The following is a 19,143-nucleotide window of genomic DNA, read 5'->3' on the forward strand; positions in this document are numbered from 1 at the left end:
GAATGGTGGCCGGTGTTTGATCGGAATGGCGGCCGGCTTCACGTCGGAATCCGCAACCTCGTCGCGATCCACGAGCTGCTCACCGCCGACGACTACACGGGGGTGCGCAATGGCTAACAGTAAAGTTATCGTCCCACGCCGGCTGTGGCTCGACGGCCTCGCCGAGCTTTGCCACCGTGGCGGCCTCACGCACGAAGCAGGCGCCTTCCTTCTGGGTACCAAGAGTGGCGAAGGCCGTGTCGGAACCAAGTGGGTTTTCTACGATGAGTTAGACCCCAATGCCTACTCGACCGGCATCTGCATTCTCCATGCAGATGCCTTCGACCGGCTCTGGCGCTACTGCCGCGAAACGGGCCTTATGGTCATCGCCGATATTCACACCCATCCCGGCTCACCACGCCAGAGCCCGTCGGATCGGGCAAACCCCATGATAGCGCTCCAAGGCCATCTCGCGCTCATCGTGCCGAACTATGCCAAGGGTCCACACTGGCGGCACCGCTTGGGCATCTATCGCTATGAGGGTTCGCATAAGTGGACCGACTTGAGCGGCTGGCGCGGTCGCATCATGCTTTCGACAGGAACTTTCCGATGAACCATCAGACCAATCCCGACGTCCTGCACCGGGGCGTGAAAATGGCCATGGACACAGGCGAGGCCGCCACCCTCGAAGAGGCTTATTCGCTGTTCGGCGAGTACCAGATGGCGATCCAGGTCGGCATGGTCGTTGGCTCGTCGCGAGCTCACCAGGCCGCCTTGTTGACCTTGGTGAATGGAGGCCGCCGCTCGCTCCTTGGCGGCGTGCGCGTGCTCGGGCTCGGGTTGGATGACTTCCCCCTGCTCGTTGAGCTGCCCGGCGAATACTTGTCGCTCGGCGAGGCAGTCACGGCTCTTGGAGGCACGCTGGCCGACGAGGTCGAAGCGTCCGTCCCACTGGTCATGCTGGGTGCGACCAATGCTGGGCAGAGGTCCGGCCTAAGCTTGCGGTTGACCTTTGGCGGTTGGCGCGGCGGCGTTGGACCGGGCGATGAGATCGAAGTGCTTTCGGAGGATGCAAACGACGTGATGGCCGCTACACTGGCGGCCGCTCTGGCCGTCGGCGAGATTTTCCAGAACCTGCGTGGCAATGTCCTTGCCGGGCGGCGGACGGTAGGTCTGTCGCTTTGGCGGCCCGATCTCGACTGGCGCCTGCCCGACGAAGGGCCGGAGGAGTTTGTGGTCCCCAGCAAGCTGTGGCTCGTAGGTTTAGGGCATCTCGGTCAGGCTTATCTGTGGGCCCTTGCGATGCTGCCGTTCGCCCAACCGGAGGCGATGGAGCTGACCCTGCAGGACTTCGACAAGCTGACAGCGTCCAATGACAGCACTTCGGTACTTACCCACACCGGGCTGGTCGGCAAGTTCAAGACCCGCGAGATGGCCAGATGGCTCGAAGGTCGCGGGTTTCGAGCGACTATCGTCGAACGCAGGTTCGATGGCATCATGGCCGTCGGAAAGGATGATCCGCGGATCGCCCTGTTCGGGGTCGACAACTCAGAAGCTCGGGCGCACATCGACATTGCCGGGTTCGATCTGGTGGTCGAAGCAGGGCTCGGTGCGGGGCCGCAGGAATACCTCGCGATGCGTATCCATACCTTTCCCGCGAGCGTAAGCAGCCAGCAGAAATGGGGGGGCGAAATCGATGAAAAGGAGGGGCAGACAAGTGCGGCGGCCTACGCTGACCTCCTCCAGCACGGCGAGGTCGATGAGTGCGGCTTGGTTCAGCTCGCCACCCGGACGGTCGGAGCCCCCTTCGTTGGGCTGGTGGCGGCTTGCCTTGTGTTATCTGAGGCAATCCGTCGGCTCAATGGTGGGGTGGGCGTAGAGGTTATGGACCTATCGCTGCGTGCACCGAACCTGCGTGAAGTCGTAGAGGCGGAGACTAGAAAGGCATGGAACCCCGGGTACATCAAGCTGGCCGACAGCCCCTAGAAATGGAACGTCCGCTATCGACGTCGCGGACGCCGAAAGCTTCCAGCCCATTTCGGTTATTCAATCATAAGCGTCTGCGGGGCCTGTCTGGCGCAATGCGACATTCGCAAGGTCTTTTGGCAACTCCCTCTCTAACGTGAAAAGGCCTTACCCGACACATCGCCACACACCTTGCGCAACGGCGACCTATAGCTCGAGAGCGACAACCCCGTATCTTGAAATTCTTCTATCGAGCCGCGGTCGAACGCCCGTATGTTCGTAGCCGGAGATCACTTAATGGCATTTCGATTCGTCCACACGGCCGATATTCATCTCGACTCGCCTCTGCGTTCGCTGGCGATGCGAAACCCCGCCCTTGCCGAACTCGTCGGAGACGCCAGCCGTCAGGCGTTCATCTCGATCGTGGATCTCTGCCTTGCGGAGCGTGTCGATGCGTTGGTCGTTGCCGGCGATCTTTACGATGGTGATCAGACGTCGATGAAAACGGCGCGGTTTCTGGCATCGCAAATGACACGCCTGCACCAGGCTGGTGTCCGGGTCTTCAAGATCCGAGGCAATCACGACGCCCTATCACGGATATCGAAACAACTGATGTTCCCGGAGACGGTCACAATCTTCAGCGGCCGTTCCCAATCGGTGCTGCAAACAGCCGGGGGGCTGGACGTCATGTTCCATGGCTTGAGCTTCGCGAGCCCCAAGGCGCCGGACAGTCTGCTTCCCAAGTATTCAGCTCCGAGTGAAGGCGCGGTCAATGTCGGCATCATGCACACCAGTCTGGCCGGATCGCCCGGCCACGACGTCTACGCTCCCTGCAGCGTCGCTGACCTGCATAGCCATGGCTTCGACTACTGGGCGCTTGGGCACATCCACGTCCGCCAAGTCCATCCTGGGGCGAGCACCGTGGTGATGCCAGGACTTCCGCAAGGCAGGGACATCAACGAGGCCGGAGAGAAGTCCGTGACCCTGGTGACCATACGAGACGACCGCACCATCGAGATCGAGGAAAGGCTAACCAGTATCGCGCAATTCGAGCGTGTGAACGTCGACCTGACCGGAACGGTGGAATGGTCCGAAGTCGTCGGGCGAGTCCGCTCCGCGCTCGAAGATATTCGTGCCTTCGTCAGATCCCGTCATGTTGTGGTCCGTCTCGGCCTGACCGGGGCGTCACCTTTGTCCTGGGCGCTGATCCGTGACCGCGACCTGCTGCTCGCAGAAGCTGAGCAGGTCGCGGAACAGACGGGAGACACCTGGGTGGAGAAGCTCGAGCTTAACGTTTCTCCATCCGCAGCCGAAACATCAGAGGGCGTCGCTGATCCGATTTTCGAACTCGCTCAATCCATGCACGCCGATGCCAGCTCGGACGCCTTCCGTGCTGAGGCGAGAGCGTTTGTCCAGAAGATGGTCGCCGATCTTCCGGCCGACGGGCGCGATTTCGCCGGCAACGACGAGGCTGGGCTGGAGTTGTTCCTCGACAGGGTGCTTGCCAACGGCGCCGACCTGGTCACCGCCCGCCTCAAGGCCGGTGGGTCACAATGAGGCTCAGGCGACTTAATCTCATCCGTTATGGCAAGTTCACCGACAGGACGATCGACTTCGGGCCAAAACCGGAATCCGGTCCCGACCTGCATATCGTCTTCGGCCTGAACGAAGCCGGCAAGTCGACCGCGCTTTCCGGCTATCTCGATCTGCTGTTCGGCATCGAGGAACGCAGCCGCTACAATTTCCTGCACGAGTACAGCGCGATGCGCATCGGCGGTGTGCTCGAACTTGGCGGCGCGGAGCACTCGTTCACACGCACGAAACAGCGCACCAACTCATTGCTGAACGAGACTGGCCAACCGGTCAGCGAAATGGCGATTTCAGCACATCTCGCCGGGCTGTCTCGCGACGCATACGAGACCATGTTCTCGTTGGACGACGAAACGCTGGAAGCAGGTGGAAAATCAATCCTGGAATCGCGCGGCGACCTGGGCAAGCTGCTATTCACGGCCAGCGCCGGCCTTGGGCACGCAAGCGATACATTGAGCGTGCTGGAGGCCGAAGCGGACAGGCTCTATCGCAAGCAGGCACACGGAACCGAGCTTGCGCTGCTCAAGAAGCGGCTTACGGAACTGAAGTCCGGGAGGGAGGCGATCGACACCTTGGCGTCGACGTTCGAAACTCTCGAGACAGAGCGCCTGGACGCGACAGAAAAATACGACCGCAGCATCGCCGAACGGTCGGTGCTGTCGGCTCGGCTCGATACCATCGCGAAGTATCTTCGCACGATCCCGATCCTTGCCGATATCCGACGTAAGGAAGCCCAGCTGGCCGACTTGCCTGAGAGCGCATCACCGTCGCGGACCTGGACGGGCAGTGTCGCCGACATGATCGAGACCGACGCCAGTCTGAGAACGCGGCTATCCGCGAGTGCGGACGAGCTCGAGCGGGTGACGACGAAAATCGCCTCGACAGATGTGGACGCCACGATCCTTGCGATTTCCGAACGGGTTCGCGGCTTGGCGGACCGCAAGGTGCGCCACGTGTCGGCCGGCCTGGACCTGCCAAGTCGCAGGACGGAGTTGCAAATCCTCGACAATGCCGTGGCGACCTGCCTTGCCGCCTTGGGGAAATCCTCCGAGCCAGACCCTGCCAAACTGCTTTTGCCTGCTGCAACCATTGGCGCTGTGCGCACCATGGTCGAGCAGCGATCCGGGATCGTTACCAGCGTGCGCGTTGCGCGCGAGGAGGCCGCGGCAGCTGCTGATGCGCTTCAGGCGGCACGCGAGCGCGTCGGCGAAGAACGGGCCGTGCCCGAGCCCGCCAGGGCAAGGCTTGTTTCGGCTTTGTCGGCGGCAAAGGCCAGCGGGTACATGAGGGAGACCAAGGCGGCACGCGAGACCGCGGATGCGAGTGCAGTTCGATGGGAGGCCGCGATCGCGCGCTTGCATCCCTGGTCGGGCGATGCTCAGGCACTGGCCAGGGTCGCCATTCCCAGTGCTTCGCAGCTTGGCGCATGGAAGGCGCTGGCAGCGGAGCTGGGGAAGGGCAGGGGCGTCCTTTCCGATCGTCTTGCCGAGCACCAAGGCAATCACGACTTGCTTTCGGCGCGGCTGGAAGCCCTTCGTGCCTCCGTCGATGTCACCGACGATGATACGGCCGACGTTATTCGGCGTTCCCGCGACGAGGCCTGGGCAAGGCATCGCAATGACCTGACTGGGGAAACGGCGGATGATTTCGCGGCAACGCTGGCCCGGGACGACAGTGTCGGCGCAGGCCGTTTGGCCAACGCCCGGGAACTGGTCGAGATTCGCACGACAAACCGCAACCTCGCAGAAACCGCGGCCACCATCGCGCATGCGCGCGGCCAACTTGCACGCAACGGCTCAGATCGGGAGGCAGTGCTCTTGGAAATTCGCGCTGCGGCAAGAGACCTGCTCGGACCGTGCCAGGAAACATCCCCCGAACAGCTGATCGAACTGGTCGAGGATCGCATTGCTGCCCGGATCGATGCGCTCGCGGCCTGGGATGAGATCGAGCTTTCCCGCAAGAAGGCCGAGCGGGCGGTTGATGAGGAAGGGCGAATACGCCTGGAGCTGAGCGGCGCACTGGCGAGCGTCGGCGTCGGTTCTGATCCTGGTGAAAGCCTGGAAACGGTCATGACCGTGGCAGAGCTGTTCCTTGAGAGGCAATTCAAGGTGGACGCTGAGCGCACGGAGGCGCTCAAGACCGTTGGCACAAGGCAACAGGATCTGGCCGCTAGGCGCCGAGCCATCGAAGTCGCAGAGCGGCGTGAGGATGAATGGCTGGCAGGCGTTGCCGAAGCGCTCAAGGGCACCTGGCTCGAGAGCAGCATCTCGGTGCCCGGCATCGGCGGGGTCATCGATCAATTGGCTGAACTGTCCAAATGTCTTCAAGACCGGGACGCCATGCAACTCCGTATCGAGAAGATGGAGGCTGACAGGGACAATTTCCTGGTCGAGGTAAGCGCCGTTGCAGCAGAAGCGGGCGAGGCGGCCGACGACGACGAACTGGAACAGCTGGCGATTCGGCTTGCCGAGCGCCTGGAGCGCGCCGAGCGCACGCGCGAGGCCAAGGCAAGCCTCGTCAATGACCTGCAGCGCCTGCAGGATGCGGGTGAGATCCTCAATGCTGAGATTTCGGCACATGAGCGCCGCAAGAACGAGGTCCTGAGCGTCTTTGGTGTGCCCACGCTATCCGAAGTCGTGCGACGCGACGAACTGCTGCGCGACAGGGATCGCCTGCGCACAGCCGTGGCCGAACTTGAGGAGCAGGTGTCGTCCGAGCTCGCGGTGGAAGGGTTCGAGCAGGCGCGTTCGATATTGAATGCTGTCGATCTCGACAGTCTCGCAATCGAGAAGGCTGAGGCCGAGCAACGGCTTCGCGCTTCTGACGAAGCGATACAGCACCAGCTCATTCGACAGACGCGCGCGACCGACAAGCTGGACGCCATTGGCGGCGACAGCGCTGTTGCCCGCATAGATGCCGAACGACGCACCGTCCTCCTGGAAATCGAGGAAAAGGCGATCCGCTACATCGAACTGAAACTGGGCGTCATGGCCGCCGGGAACGCTCTGCGCGTCTACCGCGAGCGCCATCGCTCCGGGATGATGGCGCGGGCATCTGACGCTTTCGCGCTTATGACGCGCGGCCAGTACTCAGGCCTTACAACCCAGCCGGTGAAGGGCGGTGAAGTGCTCATTGCATTGCAGCGCGACGGACAGTCCAAGGTCGCCGACGCGCTGTCAAAGGGCGCACGTTTTCAGCTCTACCTAGCGCTCAGGCTTGCGGGATACTACGAGTTCGCACAGTTTCGCCCCTCGGTGCCATTCATCGCCGACGACATAATGGAAACCTTCGACCATGTCCGGTCAGAGGAGGTTTTCCGATTGTTTGGCGAAATGGCAAGTGCCGGCCAGGTCATTTACCTTACGCATCACCAGCATCTATGCGAGATCGCCAAGACCGTTGTGCCGGGCGTAACGATCCACGAGCTCGGATGAGACTGGGCTTCGCTCGATACGTTACTGACACGCCGTTCAGGTCGGCGCTTACCCTTAGACTAGCCTGCATTCCAAGCGCCGGCTTTGACGTGCTTTGCGCCCAATATCAGACGTTGCTGAGAGGCTTGAGGCTTCCTGGAAGCAGTCATTCGTTAACGTTGCTAAGTTCGGTCGCTCCCACACCGAGCCATTCTCGGGCGTTATCAAGAGAGCCGGTCCCTCCGGCAAAACAAGAGAAAATCTGATCGGAAGCCGGCGCGGTATCTGAGATTCAGTTGCTTTGCGGTTTGCGATCGCCAGCAACGCGGCTTGACGCTTTGGCTAAACTCGTCGAACGCGCGGTCATAAAGGCAATGATCGGACCTCAATCCGACCATTTGCGGTGGATCAAAGCTCGGACCATCCATTGGGCTAAAAACGCTTGCGGCTATCTCGCCGCGGACGGGACGGAGGCGCAATCCTATGAAACTCATGACATGTCTCCCGCTAGTCACATATCCCGAGGCGAATACGGTGAAGGTCGGTTCGAATGCCGTGACACTTGCTAGGCAGGTGGGGGCAGTGCTTCATGCAATCGCTGTCGATGTCGACATTCCGGACGTTTCGAACGCGCTTTCGAGCTATCTACTCGATCTTCCAAGCAAGATTCGAGAAGCCGAGGCGGCCAGCCGCAGGCGAGGCAAAATCTTGCTGGAGGTGGTTGCCAAGGAGGCGGCACAAGACAAGGTGCCGCTCACGACCCATGTGATAGCGGCGCCTCCGGCTCTGATGGGCGATGTCGCCGCAGAACAGTGCCGCTATTTCGATCTGTCACTGGTCGGCCTAGCCGCGGACAATCCGACAGCGCGCATGACTGCCGAGGCTATACTCTTCGGCGCAGGCCGGCCGACGCTGCTTTTTCCCGAAGCTACGGATGTTGGTGTGCTCGACCATGTCGTCATCGCGTGGGACGGAAGCCGCGTGGCGGCACGGGCGGTCGCTGACGCGCGGCCGTTCCTGGAGCGCGCCGCCAGGATCACCGTCATCAGTGTGACCGACGAAAAGCCGCTTCCGGGAAAAGACATTGGCGAACGCCTTGCCGAGGGCCTGCGGGTGCGTGGCCTGACCGTCGAGAGCAGTTCGATCCGAGCTGGCGATCGTTCGATCGGTGCCGCTCTCCAGGAGCATGCCGTCAAGATTGGCGGCAAGCTGCTGGTCATGGGTGGATACGGTCATTCGCGGGTCAGGGACTTTGTACTCGGGGGCGCAACGGAGGGTGTTCTCGCGGATCTGCGGCTCCCCGTCCTCCTGTCGCACTGAAATAGCGTCTCGTGAGAGGCGGCCATGACATTGGCTTATAGTCCGACAGAGACAGTTGAGATGTTCCAACCAACCTCGACGGCCGATATGTTTTCCGGCCTTTCAGAGGCCGAGGCGCAAGCCAGGCTTGTCGCCGAAGGGTACAACGAACTGCCGAGGTCAAACCAGCGCACGCCGCTGCGGATTGCCTTCGAGGTCATTCGTGAGCCGATGCTGGCGCTCCTGCTTGGCGGCGGCGTTGTCTATCTCAGTTTGGGCAATCTGGAGGAAGCGCTGATCCTGCTAGCCTTTGCCACGATGTCGATCGGCATAACCATCATACAGGAGACCCGCACCGAGCGTGTTCTGGAAGCGCTGCGTGATCTCACTAGCCCTCGTGCCCAGGTCATACGCGGTGGTGAACGCAAGCGCATTGCCGGTCGCGAGGTTGTTCGGGGGGATCTCGTCGTGCTGGGCGAGGGTGACCGCGTGCCGGCCGATGCCAGGCTTCTCCAGAGCCAGGACCTTCAGAGCGACGAATCGCTCTTAACCGGCGAATCCGTGCCGGTTCGAAAGGTTGCTGTCGGCGGCATCTCGTCGGTGAGCGAACGCCGGCCAGGCGGCGACGACCTGCCTTTCATATTCTCTGGTTCGCTGATCGTTCGCGGGTCAGGCATGGGCGAAGTCCTGGCGACGGGGCGACGTAGTGAAATCGGCAAGATAGGGCACTCCCTGAGTTCAATGGAGACAGAACCGCCGCGATTGCAGGCGCAAATGCGGCGCGTCGTACGCATTTTCGCTATGGTGGGGGGTGCGGTCAGCGTCGTCGCGGTCCTGCTTTACGGGCTTCTGCGAGGCGGCTGGCTTGACGCTGTGCTCGCAGGCATCGCGCTCGGCATGTCCATGCTGCCGGAAGAGTTTCCCGTCGTGCTCACGATCTTCATGGCCATGGGTGCGTGGCGCATCTCACAAGCGCGCGTTCTGACCCGCAGGGCCGCCGCGATCGAAACGCTTGGCTCGGCGACGATCCTTTGCACCGACAAGACCGGCACGCTCACCGAGAACCGGATGACGATTGCCGAACTTCGGACGGCTGATGGAAAGTCGTTCCGGATGACGGACAGACCGGGCATCAGTCTGCCAGCGGCAGCCGCCGATCTGGTTGAGACGGGTGTGCTTGCCAGCGCCCAGATTCCCTTCGACCCCATGGAGGTCGCATTTCACAAACTCGGCAAGGAATGCCTGTCTGAGCACAGGATTCTGGACAAACCGGATTGGGAACTGGTCCACGCATATCCGCTTCGACCCGGACTGCTGGCGATGTCGAATGTCTGGCAATCGACACGTGGCGATGGCAATTCGCTGGTTGCGGCAAAAGGCGCGCCAGAGGCGATCGGGGCGTTGTGCCATCTGAACGCAAGGGACTTCAAGGCCCTGAAGAACTCGGTCGAGGCCATGGCGGCCGAGGGGCTGCGTGTGCTCGGCGTGGCACACGGGTCTCATCGCGGCACCGACTTGCCGCAGACGCAACACGATTTCAAATTCGAATTTCTCGGGCTGGTCGGCCTGACGGATCCGCTGCGCGTGGGTGTTCCCGAAGCCGTGAGCGACTGCCGTTCCGCCGGCATCAGGGTGATGATGATCACCGGCGACTACCCGGCAACCGCCAAAATGATCGCGCGCCAGGCTGGCCTCGATGTCGAAAGCGTCGTGACCGGCAGTGAGATGCAAGCGCTCGGTGACGACGAGTTGGCGCTGGGTGTGAAAACCGCAACCGTGTTCGCGCGCATCATGCCCGAGCAGAAGCTTCGCATCGTCAACGCGCTGAAGGCGAGTGGTGAAATCGTCGCCATGACCGGCGACGGGGTCAATGACGCGCCGTCGCTCAAGGCCGCCAATATCGGGATCGCCATGGGTGGCCGCGGTACCGACGTTGCGCGCGAGGCATCGTCCATCGTGCTGCTCGACGACGATTTCGGTTCAATCGTCAAAGCAATTCGGCTTGGCCGCCGCATCTTCGACAACCTGCGCAAGGCCATGGGCTTCATCTTCGCGGTCCACGTGCCGATCGCGGGCCTCTCGCTGCTGCCGCTGCTGTTTGGCCTGCCGATCCTGTTCGGGCCGATCCATATCGCCTTTCTGGAGATGGTGATCGATCCCGTGTGCTCGCTTGTCTTCGAGGCTGAAAGCGAAGAAGACGATGTCATGCGCCGTCCGCCTCGCAATCCGGACTCGCCACTCTTCTCCTGGGCGTTGATCGGATGGGGTCTGCTCCAGGGGACGCTCGCCTTCGTGCTTCTGGCGGGCATTTACCTTGTCGCCCTCGGCCAGGGCATGGCCGAGAACGAAATCCGGGCCCTGACGTTTTTCTCGCTGGTGCTGACAATCGTTGGACTGATCTTCGTCAACCGTTCCTTCAGCGCATCGCTTCTGACCGCGCTCATCAGGCCGAACCGGTCGCTGATGATCGTCGTCGTGGCTGTCGCTTCGATGCTAGGCGGGACGCTCCTGTGGCCCTTTGCCACCAGTCTGTTCCGCTTCGGACCCCTGCATCTCGACGATCTGGCGGTGACGATTGCCGCGGGATTTGCCGTGCTGGCATGCCTGGAGTTGCTGAAACTATTCTGGCGGGAGCGACTGAAGGCCTAGCCGTTCAATGAAACGATCAATGACCAGTCTTCTGTTGGGAAAGAGTTGGACGTGAAGAAAACTCCCGGACGAACCGTTTCGGTGTCGGCAAAATGAGCGCAGACAATCCACGAGTTCGTCGAAGCCAGGTTGGCACACTTGTCCTAGCGGCCGCCGCGATCGTCGGGATTGTCGTCTGCGTGCTTCTGACCGAGCCATTTTTGGGCGCGATCACATGGGCGTTGGCACTGGCAATCCTCTTTATCCCTTTCCATTCCTGGATCGAGACGAAGTTGAAACTCCCCAACCTTGCGGCGATGGTTTCGGTCTTGACGATCGTACTGCTCGTCGTTGTCCCCGCAGCTTTCCTGTTAGAGCGCTTGGTCGAGGAAGCTGCTTCTGGGGCAGCCTCGATCCGAACCCGGGTCGCTGATGGAGAGCTCCAACTTCTCCTGGACGCCCACCCCGGCATAGCACCTATTGGAAAGTGGATAGAGCAACAGATCGATCTGCCGTCGATGATGGCGAGCCTCGCAACATGGCTGAGCAACGCCGGTGCAACGTTCGTCAAGGGTTCCGTGCTGCAGGTGGCCGAAGTCCTCCTGACCTTCTACATGCTGTTCTATTTCCTGCGTGATCGGAAAGCAGTCGCGCGCCTGCTCCATGATTGGATGCCGTTGGAGAGCGCCGATACCGAGCGACTGTTCCAGCGGGTTTTCGATACCGTTCACGCCACGGTATATGGGACGCTGGCGGTCGCAGCAGTCCAGGGTTCTTTGGGCGGGTTGATGTTCTGGATCCTCGGGTTGCCGACGCCCCTTCTTTGGGGCGTGGTGATGAGTCTGCTTTCCGTCGTGCCTGTGTTGGGTTCGTTCCTCGTGTGGATACCGGCAGCAATCCTCCTCTTGCTTGACGGTGATTGGGGCAAGGCCCTGATTCTCTCGGGCTGGGGCGGTATTGTTGTAGGCGGAATCGACAACGTCCTTCGCCCGATGTTGGTCGGCAACCAGCTGAGGCTCCACACGATCCCAGCGTTCATATCGATGATAGGTGGGCTCGCCCTGTTCGGGGCTCCAGGATTCATACTGGGCCCCTTGGCAGTCACGGTGACTTTGCTGCTCATCGAGGTATGGGCTGCGCGCGACAAAATCAGCAACCGCCAGCAACAGGAATGATCTCACAACGTGATGCAAACCTGCGTAGGGGTCAAATCCCGAGCCGTCGGGCGGCCGACCTCTTAAACGGCCGTGCCCACCAGCGCGCCGATGCCGGCGGTGAGCGCCATGGCGAAGGCGCCCCAGAAGGTCACGCGCAACGTAGCGCGAAGGATGTTGGCGCCGCCCGCCTTGGCGCCTATGGCGCCCAGCAAGGCAAGGAAGAGCAGGGACGCAAGCGAGACCGCCAGCACGAGCATTGAGGCCGGCGACACCAGCACCATGAGCAACGGCATCGCCGCGCCCACGCTGAAGGTCGCCGCCGAGGTCAGCGCCGCCTGGATCGGCCGCGCCGTGGTCATTTCCGAAATGCCGAGTTCGTCGTGGGCATGCGCGGCCAGCGCATCCTTGGCCATGAGCTGGTCGGCGACCTGGTGGGCCAGGTCCGTCTCCAGCCCACGCTTGACGTAGATCTGCGCCAACTCCTCGCGCTCGAATTCGGGCTGGGTCGCGAGTTCCTGGCGTTCGCGGGCGAGGTCGGCATTCTCGGTGTCCGACTGGGAGCTGACCGAGACATATTCGCCGGCCGCCATCGACATGGCGCCTGCCACCAGGCCGGCTATGCCGGCGACCAGAACCTGCGAAGCCGGCGCTGCGGCCGACGCCACGCCGACGATCAGGCTCGCGGTCGAGACGATGCTGTCATTGGCCCCCAGGACGGCGGCGCGCAGCCAGCCGATGCGCGACACCTGGTGGTTCTCGACATGCAGCCGGCTCATGCTTTTCTCCTGATCTTGCCTTCGAGTTTCGTGGCCGCCGCAACTGTATTGGAAATCGTGCCGTACTTGCGGACATTCTTGTGCAGCAGCTCCAGTCGCTGGTCGGTTTCATCGGTGTCGACAACAAGCTCGTAGTCGATCGAGGCAATCCCCGGCGGGCTGTCGCGCCGAACGGCATGCAACGCAACCTTGACGCCGCGCAGCTTGAAATCGAGCATCGACGTGACGCGCTCGATGCCCTTGATCATGCAGGCTGCAATCGCCGCCAGAAGCAGTTCGGCTGGATTGAAGGCATCGGTCCGGCCCTCGAGGCTGGTGTCGAGAACAAGCGCGGCGTTCTTGGTCGTGGCCACGCTGCCTCGTGCATCGGTCCGTCTGGCTTCAATGCTGTATTCGAACATGGTGCACCTGCTTGGACGCCCGCCTGGGAGGCATGCTATTGGCGCTTCTAGCCGGTGTTGGGGAGTTGGAGGTTGATCCAGGTCAGAAATCGCGGACAACTTGGAATGTCGATTGCTTCTGTCACCGTTCCTATCGGACGATCAACACAGGGACCGTGCTGAAGGAAAGCACCTCTGTCGCCTGACTGCCCAGTAGCAGTCTGGCGAGGCCCCGGCGTCCGTGCGCGGCCATAACTACCAGATCGCAGCCCCGGGTCTTGGACAGCTCAACGATTGCCTCCGCCGGCTTCCTATTTTCAAGATGGACGGCCTCGGCTTGCACACCGAGCCGGTCAGCCGCTGCATTGCATTGATCTAGTATTTGCCCCGCGAAACGGCGCCCCTCTTCCTCGTATGAGACGAATTTTGCGCCGGCTGAATAGCCCGACATTGGACTTCCCCAATCAAACATTGGGAATGGCTCGGTGACATGCAAAAAGATAACCTTGGCCTTGAGGCGATTGGCGAGGGACAGTCCATGCGTAACGCCACTCCAAGCGAAGTCAGAACCATCCGTTGCAATAAGGAAGTGCGTGTAAATCGCATTCGTACCTGAGCGAGCGATTGCGTCTGAACTGCGAAAATTCAGTGCCTTTTCAGGTCACCTTTCATCTGCTCATACTGCTCTCTCGTGATCTCGCCGGAGGCGTAGCGGCGATCCAGAATATCTAGCGAGGCCGCTTCACGTGAACGGTCGCGCGTGGGTTGATGCCAAAAATAGTAGACAACACCAGCCGCGATCAGGATCAGCAGCAACGGGCCAAAGCCGAAGAATGGCATGCCCCAAGCTCCGCCGCAGCAATTGCTCCACCCCCACGACATCGTAGCGAGTACTCCATCCTCGTGACACCAAACAATCGGACGGCGCGCGTCGCATTGCGTTGGATCAAATCGCTTGGAGAATCCTCAGATGCGCGGGCCAAGTCACAAGCGCTTTGGGCTCCAGAATTGTCATACGATGCCTAAAGTTGAGCTACCACGCGCTCAAGCTTCGAACGCACAACTTGTGCAGCTTGTTTGAGCGCCGGATTATCGATCGCTTGCATCGAGGCGACCGGATCGATCGCAGCGACCTCAGTTTGTCCGTTTCCCGAATCCCGCACGACGACGTTGCACGGCAGCATCGTCCCCACCTTGTTTTCCAGCAGGAGAGCTTCGTGGGCCAGCGCGGGGTTACATGCACCGAGGATAATGTATTTCGGGAACTCTACACCGATCTTGGTCTTCAGCGTTTCCTGCACATTGATCTCAGTCAGCACGCCAAAACCTTCGGCCTTTAGAGCTGCTTTCGTTCGCGCGACGGCCTCGTCGAAGGCCGTCGGCAACATCCGACCTATGTAATACGTCATTGATTTACGCCTCCAAACAGACAAAAGCTCGCCAGGAGCACGCCCTGACTGCGTATCGCGCGAGCCGCAAGCGGACCATTCACACATCGTCGACGGCATCGACTATCGCCGAAATACGAACGGAAGTTTCGACTTACATAGAACATAGCATCAACATCGATTGCACCGTCAAATAGCAAGTTTACTGGAGCATGACCTTGCTGCCTTCGGCAAGGCTGGCAGGTGGATAGATGACCACAATCTCGCCAGGTCGAACGCCCTGCGCCACGGCGGCAGTGCGAGCCGATAGGCGCGCCACCTGGATCTCTCGCAGGTGAACGCGGCCCGCCTCGACAACGAAGACGCTCCAGGCATCGCCGCGCCGGAACAGGGCTCCGATCGGCACGACGATTGCCTGGTCGTTCTCGTCAACCACGATCTTGACCTCGACGCGATAGCCATCCCCCAGGCTGGTCCACGTCTCCCGTGGCGAGGTTATGTCGACAACGACCCAGACGCGCTGCTCCTCGACGCCGAGCGCGGAGATCTTGGTGAAGCCGGAGGGCTCGACGCGCCGCACGGCCCCAAGCAAATCGGTGGGGCCGCCCCAACGCTCGATGATCACCTTGTCGCCCTCCCTTATCCGGGCGGCATCGGTCGTCAAAACGTCGACGGCGATTTCGAGATCGCCAGGATCACCCAGTTCGAGCAACGGCGCTGCCTGCGCGACAACGGTCTCGCTCTCCTGCATGACCCTGAGAACGCGGCCGTCTACGGGCGAGGATACCGGGAAACTCTCGCTGGTTTCGGAATTGTTGGCGGAGTTCAGTGCCGCGCGCGCCTGTTCCAGAAGATGCGTGGCGGCGTGCCAGCGCCGCTCGGCGGCATCGGTTTGTCGCTGCGTTGAGCGGAACAGGAATTCCTCACGCTCCAGTTGAGCCGCGGCCGCCACGTTGCGCTTGACGAGCTCCCTGGTGCGTTCGAGATCCGCACTGGCCTGAGCCAGCAGCACCTTGGCCTGCTCGTGAAGCGATGCCGTCTCCTCGACCGCCGCCTCAGCGGCACCGACCTGGGCCTCGAGCTCTAGCCGCACGCGGGGGTCGAGAAGCGGCGAAACTGGCGGCGTAATGGTCGCCAGCTTCTCTCCCGTCCGCACGGTATCGCCGGCCTTGAGTGTCAACCTCTGGATACGCCCGGACAAGGGCGCCGACACCAGATAGCGATCCCGCACGCGCGTGCGGCCGTCCTCTTCAACCGTGTCCTGGAAGCGCGAGGTCACCACCTCGGCGGTTTCGACAAGGGTCGGCTGCGGCATCAGGAGCCAGTAGAAGCCCAGTGCCGCAAGCGCCAGCACCAGTGCACCGGCGATCGAAGTTGTTCGACGCTTCATGTTCAGTCCCTCGTCTTCAGGACAGCCACGAGATCGAGCTTGTCGACCCTGCGGCGGATTGTGATGAAACTGGCAATGGCCGCGCCGATGACCAGGAGCGCGGCGATGGCATAACTGCTGCGATCGATCACGGCGGGGATCTGAAACGACTCGCTCGCGCGCGCCGACGCGATCAATTCGATCAGGTACCGTCCGATCAGGAGCCCGGCGGGGATGGCCACAATCAGCTCCAAGGCAAGCTCGCTGACAATGACGGCACATACCTCGCGCCGCGTCAGTCCGACTATGCGCAGGCTGGCCAATTCCCAGGCGCGCTCCTGCAGGGCGATGCGGGCACTGTTGTAGACCACGCCTATGGCGATCAGCATTCCAAACCCCAAGAGGACCAGCGCGCCGATAACCACCATTCCGCCGATCGTTTCGTTGAACAGCGCAAACCACAGGGCCTTGACCGAGCTTGCCTCGATCTTCGGCATTGACCTTATCCTGGACCAGAGCCGATCAGATTGACCCGGATCGATCCTGAGTGCCGCGACATTCGCAACGGAACCCTCCCGCATCAGGCGATTGAGTGCGGTGCGCTCCATCGTCACGGACGCCCCCAGAATATCGTCCGAAATCCTGCGGACGGTGACTTCCCTGACGGCCCGGCTGCCTTCGAGCACCTCGATCGTGACACTGTCGCCGACGTTGAGGTCTAGCTGCCTCGCGATCGTCCGGCTGAGCATGATGCCATCGGAGGGTACGGCAATCGGCCGTAGCGCGCTGTCTCTCAGCACCTTGAGCTCGGAACCCGAATCCAGACCAGTAGCCGAGGTGCGATAGGAGCGATGGCCAGCTCGCAATGTGACCGGCACGACTCGCTGCACTTCAGCCTCAAGCACGCCAGGTATCGCCCGCAGCTCGTAGAGTGCATCCGCCGAGACCGGTTCCGTGAAGGTGACAAACGCGTCACCGCGCTCGATGCGTCCAAAACTCACATCGATCATGTAGTCGATGGCGTCGAACCAGTAGAGCCCGAACAGAATGAGCGGAATGGCCAGCGCGATTCCGACGGTCGTCAACAGCGTCCGCACGGGCCGTCCGAGGATCGTGCGCGCAGCTATCACGTACTGAAGCGGAATTCGCTGGCTTCCAATCGCCTGCAGCCAGCTGAATGTGTGCAACGCGGGCGGCGTCTCGGGGCGCATGGCTTCGGCGGGAGCAAGCATGGCAATCCGGTATACCGCCGATGCCGCGGCAAGGTTCGCCGCGCCGACGCTGACAAGGGTCGCCGCGACGAGCAGCCATGGCTCCAGTTGCGCCTCCAGCGATGGAAACCGGAAGAAAGCGCCATAGCTCCCGACAACCCCAATCGCGAACCAGCGCCCCACGACCAGACCTATCGCCGATCCCAGCAATGCGATGGCGGTGACCAGCTTGAAGTAGTGGAAGGCGATGGTCCGATTCGCAAACCCCAACGCCTTCAGCGAAGCGATCTGCCCCCGTTGTGCTTCCACCATCCTGCCGATAACGACGTTGAGCAGGAACGCCGCGATGCCGAAGAAGACCGACGGCATGACGATGCTCAGTGTCTCCTGCTCCGCCAATTCATCCTTGAGAAAGCGGTGCGACGGCTGATCGCTCCGGCCATAGGCTCCGGTGCCGCCGTATGGCGCCAGCAAGCGATCGACCTCTTCCAGGACATGCTGCGGCCCTGCGCCGGGCGCCAGGGTCATCAGCGCGTCGTTGAAGGCGCCTCTCATGTCGAAGGCGCTTGCCACCGCATCCTCGCTTGCCCACACCACCACGAAATTCCGATCGTCCGGAAGCGGCACCGCGGCGCGGGTGGCAAAGATGAATTCGGGTGACAGGGCGGTGCCCACGACGCGGAAGCCTTGCAGCCGGCCATTGAGCACCACCTCCATGGTTTCTCCGCTCCGCACGGCGCGCGCCTCGGCATACGCCGCGTTGATGATGACTTCTTCCGGATGCAGCGGATCGGGCCAGCGTCCCTGCACGAGATGCAGGCGGTTGAGCAACGGCTGGCCCGCGGCCGGGAGCGAGATGACGCGCCCCGAGATCGGAAGGTTGGTGTCCTCGCGGATCACGCGTACCGGCTCGGCGACGCGCGGCTCCACAATGCCAATGCCGTTGATTTCGCGCAGCCGATCGACGATCGAGAGCGGCGCGCGCGTCATGCCCACGAAGATGTCGGCGAAACGTTCGTTGCGGTAGTGCGCCTCCATGGCGCCGATCAGCGCCTGGTAGTTCGACACCGACATCACGAAGACGGCCACGCCGGCCGCGACGAGCAGCGCGATGCTGAGGACCTGAAGCCGCATCGACCAGAGGTCGCGCGCCACCTTGATGTCCAGGACGTTCACCATGTCACATCCTCGGCCCGGATGCGCCGCGGATTCGGTTCTTCCTTGACGATGCGCCCGCCGCTCAGCCGCAACACGCGATGAGCCATCCCCGCGATTGCCGAGTTGTGAGTGATCACGGCGGTCGTCGTGTTCAGCTCCGCATTGACCTTGGCGATTGCCGCCAGAACCAGCCTGCCGGTGTCGACGTCGAGCGCGCCGGTCGGCTCGTCGCAGAGCAGGATATCCGGCCGCTTCACGATTGCGCGTGCCACCGCGACGCGCTGCTGTTCTCCACCGGACAGTTGTGAAGGAAAGTGACCGGCGCGATGCGACAGTCCAACGAGTTCGAGCGCCTCGGCCGGTGTCATCGGATTGCTGGCGATCTGCGCGACCAGCCGCACGTTCTCCTCGACAGTGAGGCTCGGTATCAGGTTGTAGAATTGAAATACGAAGCCGACATGCTCGCGCCTGTATGTCGTGAGCTGCTCGTCGCTGGCTCCGGTCAGTTCGTGATCTCGCCAGGTCGCAGTGCCTGACGTCGGAGCGTCCAATCCGCCGAGGATGTTGAGCAGGGTCGATTTTCCCGAACCCGAGGGGCCAAGAAGAATGATGAATTCGCCTTGTCGGATATCGAGGTCGACGTCCTTCAGCGCCACGACACGTGAATCGCCCGCGCCATAGACCTTGGTCAATCCCCGGGCCACGAATACCGGGGCGAAGGGTTGCTTTGCTGAACTCTCCATGTCTTGTCCTTGGACTGGCATGCGGACTCCGGTTCCAGCCCACGCCGGAAAGGTGCTACAGTCTGGACGGCTCGATCACCTTGACTC

General features: G+C 61.7%; 15 protein-coding genes. 7 read left to right on the forward strand and 8 right to left on the reverse strand.

What is annotated here, in order from left to right:
* Positions 1-109: 109 nt before the first annotated feature.
* The 7 genes from QQK95_RS31740 (at position 110) to QQK95_RS31770 (ending at position 12,049) form a co-directional block, all read left to right on the forward strand.
* Entirely contained in the window at positions 110-592 is a 483-nt protein-coding gene (locus QQK95_RS31740) for a Mov34/MPN/PAD-1 family protein (RefSeq protein ID WP_284278456.1), read from the forward strand.
* Positions 589-1,965, forward strand: a complete 1,377-nt coding sequence (locus QQK95_RS31745; RefSeq protein ID WP_284278457.1) for a hypothetical protein — start codon at positions 589-591, stop codon at positions 1,963-1,965. Before QQK95_RS31740 ends, QQK95_RS31745 begins: the two co-directional genes overlap by 4 nt.
* Positions 1,966-2,241: 276 nt before the next feature.
* The gene (locus QQK95_RS31750; RefSeq protein ID WP_284278458.1) at positions 2,242-3,501 is read left to right on the forward strand and encodes a metallophosphoesterase family protein; all 1,260 of its coding nucleotides are present in this window, start codon (positions 2,242-2,244) and stop codon (positions 3,499-3,501) included.
* Positions 3,498-6,968: an ATP-binding protein gene (locus QQK95_RS31755; RefSeq protein ID WP_284278459.1), complete on the forward strand. Its 3,471-nt coding sequence runs from the start codon at positions 3,498-3,500 to the stop codon at positions 6,966-6,968. Before QQK95_RS31750 ends, QQK95_RS31755 begins: the two co-directional genes overlap by 4 nt.
* Before the next feature lie 561 nt (positions 6,969-7,529).
* Positions 7,530-8,267 carry a universal stress protein gene (locus QQK95_RS31760; protein WP_284278460.1) on the forward strand — a complete coding sequence of 246 codons (738 nt, stop codon included), beginning with the start codon at positions 7,530-7,532 and terminating at the stop codon, positions 8,265-8,267.
* A gap of 60 nt (positions 8,268-8,327) precedes the next feature.
* A complete protein-coding gene (locus QQK95_RS31765; RefSeq protein WP_284278462.1) occupies positions 8,328-10,895 on the forward strand; it encodes a cation-translocating P-type ATPase in 2,568 nt (855 codons plus the stop codon).
* Between the two features lie 92 nt (positions 10,896-10,987).
* On the forward strand, positions 10,988-12,049 hold the full coding sequence (locus QQK95_RS31770) for an AI-2E family transporter (protein WP_284278463.1): 1,062 nt from the start codon (positions 10,988-10,990) through the stop codon (positions 12,047-12,049).
* Positions 12,050-12,111: 62 nt separating this feature from the next.
* Here the strand turns inward: QQK95_RS31770 and QQK95_RS31775 are convergent, their stop codons facing one another.
* The 8 genes from QQK95_RS31775 to QQK95_RS31810 all read right to left on the reverse strand — a co-directional run bounded on the left by QQK95_RS31775 (position 12,112) and on the right by QQK95_RS31810 (position 19,056).
* On the reverse strand, positions 12,112-12,807 hold the full coding sequence (locus QQK95_RS31775) for a VIT1/CCC1 transporter family protein (protein WP_284278464.1): 696 nt from the start codon (positions 12,805-12,807) through the stop codon (positions 12,112-12,114).
* A complete protein-coding gene (locus QQK95_RS31780) occupies positions 12,804-13,208 on the reverse strand; it encodes an OsmC family protein (RefSeq protein WP_284278465.1) in 405 nt (134 codons plus the stop codon). The genes QQK95_RS31775 and QQK95_RS31780 overlap by 4 nt, the downstream gene beginning before the upstream one ends.
* A 130-nt stretch (positions 13,209-13,338) precedes the next feature.
* Positions 13,339-13,836 (reverse strand): universal stress protein, encoded by a 498-nt coding sequence (locus tag QQK95_RS31785; RefSeq protein WP_322791236.1) that lies wholly within the window; start codon positions 13,834-13,836, stop codon positions 13,339-13,341.
* A complete protein-coding gene (locus QQK95_RS31790; protein ID WP_069090557.1) occupies positions 13,833-14,027 on the reverse strand; it encodes an SHOCT domain-containing protein in 195 nt (64 codons plus the stop codon). The genes QQK95_RS31785 and QQK95_RS31790 overlap by 4 nt, the downstream gene beginning before the upstream one ends.
* A gap of 182 nt (positions 14,028-14,209) precedes the next feature.
* On the reverse strand, positions 14,210-14,596 hold the full coding sequence (locus QQK95_RS31795; RefSeq protein WP_038648521.1) for a DUF302 domain-containing protein: 387 nt from the start codon (positions 14,594-14,596) through the stop codon (positions 14,210-14,212).
* 181 nt (positions 14,597-14,777) lie between these two features.
* Positions 14,778-15,965: an efflux RND transporter periplasmic adaptor subunit gene (locus tag QQK95_RS31800; protein WP_038648523.1), complete on the reverse strand. Its 1,188-nt coding sequence runs from the start codon at positions 15,963-15,965 to the stop codon at positions 14,778-14,780.
* A gap of 2 nt (positions 15,966-15,967) precedes the next feature.
* Positions 15,968-18,334, reverse strand: coding sequence for an ABC transporter permease (locus QQK95_RS31805; protein WP_284278467.1), 2,367 nt, complete (start codon positions 18,332-18,334; stop codon positions 15,968-15,970).
* Complete coding sequence (locus tag QQK95_RS31810) at positions 18,328-19,056, reverse strand: ABC transporter ATP-binding protein (RefSeq protein WP_038648526.1); 729 nt, start codon at positions 19,054-19,056, stop codon at positions 18,328-18,330. The genes QQK95_RS31805 and QQK95_RS31810 overlap by 7 nt, the downstream gene beginning before the upstream one ends.
* Positions 19,057-19,143 lie beyond the last annotated feature (87 nt).

Origin of the sequence: Mesorhizobium huakuii (genome assembly GCF_030160235.1) — a bacterium.
Classification (GTDB): domain Bacteria; phylum Pseudomonadota; class Alphaproteobacteria; order Rhizobiales; family Rhizobiaceae; genus Mesorhizobium; species Mesorhizobium huakuii.